The sequence below is a fragment of the Streptomyces sp. MA5143a genome (assembly GCF_900290235.1).
GTDB lineage: Bacteria > Actinomycetota > Actinomycetes > Streptomycetales > Streptomycetaceae > Streptomyces.
This window is the reverse complement of record NZ_OLMK01000056.1, coordinates 1-3,477: the sequence shown is the minus strand read 5'-3', so window position 1 is coordinate 3,477 and position 3,477 is coordinate 1. Positions and strand designations below refer to the sequence as shown.

The following is a 3,477-nucleotide window of genomic DNA, read 5'->3' as shown; positions in this document are numbered from 1 at the left end:
ACACCACGCCCACACCCTCGGCCCAGCCGGTCCCGTCCGCCGACGCCGCGAAGGCCTTGCAGCGGCCGTCCGCCGCCAGGCCCTGCTGCCGGGAGAACTCGCGGAACACATCGGGACTGGACATGACGGCGACGCCACCGGCGAGAGCCATCGAGCACTCCCCCGACCTCAGGGCCTGCGACGCCAGGTGAATGGCCACCAGTGACGACGAGCACGCCGTGTCGAGCGCGACTGCGGGGCCCTCCAGTCCGAGGACGTAGGCGATCCGGCCCGACAGCACACTGGTTGACCCGCCGGTCATCAGGAAGCCCTCCAGCCCCTTGGGCGGCTCGGCCAGCCTGCTGAGGTAGTCCTGGTAGGACACGCCCGCGAAGACGCCTACGCTCCTGCCCCGCAGCGAGGTGGGGTCGATACCGGCGTGCTCGACACTCTCCCACGCGGTTTCCAGGAGGAGCCGCTGCTGCGGGTCCATGGCCAGCGCCTCGCGCGGCGAGATCCCGAAGAAGGCGGGGTCGAAGTCGGCCGCGTCGTAAAGGAATCCGCCCTCGCGGACGTACGACGTTCCGGCGTGCTCGGGGTCGGGGTCGTACAGGGCGTCGAGTTCCCAGCCGCGGTCGGCGGGGAACGAGCCGATGCCCTCGCGTCCCTCCGCCAGCAGGTCCCAGAGGTCCTCGGGGGAGCGCACCCCGCCGGGGAGGCGGCACGCCATGCCGACGATCGCGACCGGCTCGTCCGGGTGGGAGGTGACGGCCCCGGTCCTGGGGGCGGCGTCACCGGTCGCGGCGGTGCTGCCGTCGCCGGTCAGCCGGGTGCGCAGGTGGGCGGCGAGCGCGGCCGGTGCGGGGTAGTCGAACGGCAGCGTGGCGGGGAGCCGGAGGCCGGTGTGCGCGGCGAGCCGGTTGCGGAGTTCGACGGCGGTGAGGGAGTCGAAGCCGATCTCCGTGAAGGCGCGGGCCGGGTCGACGCGGTCGGCCGAGGAGTGACCGAGCACGGCCGCCGCCTCACCCTGGACCAGGGCCAGGAGCGTCCGCTCCGCCTCAGCGGCGCTCATCGCGGCGAGACGGTTCGCCAGATCACCCGTGGCGGCACGGGTTCCGCGTGCGGCGCGCCGTATCGGCCGTGCGAGGCCGTGCAGCAGCGCGGGAAGCGTCCCTTGTCCGGCCTGTTCGCGCAGGGCGGCGTGGTCGAGCTTGACGGCGACAGGGGCGGGGTCGTCGCCGCGCAGCGCCGCGTCGAACAGGGTCATCCCCTCCTCGGAGGTGAGCGGGACGAAGCCCCCCTGGCTCATGGCCCGGGCACCGCCGTCGATGACACCACTGGTCATGGCCGACCGCTGCGCCCACAGGCCCCAGGCGAGGGACAGGCCGGGGAGTCCCTGTGTGTGCCGGTGGTGGGCGAGGGCGTCGAGGAAGCTGTTGGCGGCGGCGTAGTTGCCCTGTCCGGGCGAGCCGAGTACTCCGGCCGCCGAGGAGTACAGCACGAAGGCGTCCAGGTCATGGCCCTCGGTGAGTTCGTGGAGGTTCCAGGCCGCGTCCACCTTGGGCGCCAGCACTGTGTGCACCTGGTCCTGGGTGAGCCCGGTGACCACGCCGTCGTCGAGCACGCCCGCCAGGTGGAACACGGCCGAGAACCGCGCGGTGTCCAGCAGTGCGGCGAGGGCGTCACGGTCTGCCGCGTCGCACGACTCGACGCGTACGGTCGCGCCGCGTTCGGCGAGTTCGGCCTCCAGTTCCCTCGCGCCGGTCGCGTCGATGCCGCTGCGGCTGGTGAGCACCAGGTCCCGTACGCCGTACTCGGTGACCAGGTGACGGGCGAGGGTGCCGCCGAGGGTGCCGGTTCCCCCGGTGATCAGTACGGTGCCGTCCGGGCGGAGAACCGTCCCGTGGTCGGGCGTGCGGTCCGTACGGGCGAGGCGCGCGGCGTGGAACCGGCCGTGGCGCAGAGCCAGGCGGGGCTCGCCGGTGGCGAGAGCCGCCGCCAGTGCCTCGGGCGCGGTCCCGGTCGTACGGTCGTCGAGGTCGACGGCCACGAAACAGCCGGGGTTCTCGGACTGCGCCGAACCGAGCAGGCCCCACACGGCGGCCGCGGCGAGGTCGGTGACCGTGTCCTCGGGCGTGGCGGCGACGGCGCCACGGGTGACGACGAGCAGTCGGGTGTCGGCCAGCGCCGGTTCCGCGAGCAACGCCTGGAGCACGGACAGCACATGCGCGGTGAGTGTGTGGACGGTCTCGGGGACGGATCGTTCGCCGTCCGTGCCGTCGAGCTCCAGGAGCAGCAGGCCGGGAGCCGCGGTGGCGGCCTCGGTGACGTCCTGCGGGCCGGTGACCGGCAGGACGTCGAGTGGCGCGGCGGCCGTCGGCGCGGTGAGTTCCGTCCAGGACAGTCGGTGGACGGGAACGCTCGTGGCGGGGCGCCCGAGTTGGTCCTCGGTCACCGTCCGGGCGACCAGTGAGCCGATGACGGCGACGGGTGCCCCGGTGTCGTCGGCCAGCCGGATCGTCGTGGCGTCGGTGCCCGCGGCGGTGATGTGGGCTCGCAGGCGGGTGGCGCCGGTGGCGTGAAGGGTGATGCCGTTCCAGACGAAGGGCAGCCGGGTACGGCCGTCCCCGGCGGTGGCGAGCATGGTCGCGTGGAGGGCGGCGTCGAGCAGGGCGGGGTGGATGCCGTAGCGCGCGGCGGCGTCGTGGTGGTCGTCGGGCAGGTCGATCTCGGCGAAGGTGTCTTCACCGCGGACCCACATCGCGTTCAGGCCCTGGAAGACGGGGCCGTACTGGTACCCCGAGCCGACGAGCGTGTCGTAGAAGGTGCTGAGGTCGCACGGGTCGGCACCGGGTGGCGGCCAGGCTCCGAGGTCGAAGCCGGCAGGGTCGGTGGACCGCGCCAGTGTGCCGGTGGCGTGGCGGCTCCAGGGGGTGCCGGGGTCGGCGTCCGCCCGGCGCGAGTGGATCGTCACGGTGTGGCGGTCGTCGTCCGTGGTGTGCACCGCGATCTGGACCTGGACGGCACCGCGTTCCGGCACGACCAGGGGTGCCTCGATGACGAGTTCGTCGATGCCCGCGGCGCCGGTCTCCTGTGCGGCACGCAGGGCGAGTTCGACGAAGCCGGTGCCGGGGAGCAGCACGGTGTCGTTGATGGTGTGGTCGGCCAGCCAGGGCTGGGAACGCAGAGACAGTTGCGCGGTGAACAGGTGGCCGCCCGAGTCGGGCAGCTCCGTCATCGCACCGAGGAGCGGGTGGTCGGGGCGGACGAGACCCGCCGAGGTGACGTCCTCGGGGGTCGCTTCGAACCAGTGGTGCTCGTGCTGGAAGGGGTACGTGGGCAGGTCGACGGTCGTGCCGCTCGGGTGGTGCCAGGTGACGGGGATGCCGTGGGTGTGGAGGCGGGCGAGCGCGGTGGTGAAGTCGGCGAGGGTGCCCTGGTCGCGGTGCAGGGTGCCGACCGCGAGGACGCCGTCGACGGTGTCCTGGACGCTGTGCG

The 3,477-nt window shown here is 73.4% G+C and carries 1 protein-coding gene; it reads right to left on the bottom strand.

Going from position 1 to position 3,477, the window contains the following annotated elements:
- The coding region (locus SMA5143A_RS24155; RefSeq protein WP_146193942.1) for a type I polyketide synthase at positions 1-3,477 on the bottom strand (3,477 nt) is incomplete at both ends.